Origin of the sequence: Neisseria sp. P0022.S009, assembly GCF_051956675.1 — a bacterium.
Classification (GTDB): domain Bacteria; phylum Pseudomonadota; class Gammaproteobacteria; order Burkholderiales; family Neisseriaceae; genus Neisseria.
Map to the genome: position 1 here is coordinate 1 of NZ_JBQCXE010000073.1, position 442 is coordinate 442.

Below are 442 nucleotides of genomic sequence, written 5' to 3' on the forward strand. Positions count from 1 at the left end.
CTTGAATGGTTTGCACTGGGCAAAATGCTTGAAGAAGCAAAACACAAAGGCAAAGACTATGCCTTTTCTCGCGCCCGAAATGTAAAAGTCAAATTCGACAATGAAGATAAACAGGAGTTGGATGTTGTATTTTTGCCGACGGGTAAAGAGCAGATTGTGGTGGAATGTAAATCAGGGGAGTTCAGACGAGACATTGAAAAATATGTACGCTTGAAAAAACGATTGAATTTGCCGGATGACCGCTTTGTGATACTGGTTGCCGATTTCGAGGAAAGCCAGGCAGTGGCATTAGGCAATATGTACGGCTTAACCTTTGTTACACCCAAATCTATGATGAAACATTTACAGATGGTTATGTGAGGCCGTCTGAACAAACAAATGAAAGAAACCATGAAACCACTAGACCTAAACTTCATCCGCAAAACACTCAACCTTCCGCTGC

Annotated in this window: 1 pseudogene; it reads left to right on the forward strand. The window is 42.1% G+C overall.

The features are described 5' to 3' along the window. Window positions 1-360, forward strand: a pseudogene (locus tag ACTHUG_RS11500) (hypothetical protein); the annotation flags it as partial. Between the last annotated feature and the right edge of the window lie 82 nt (window positions 361-442).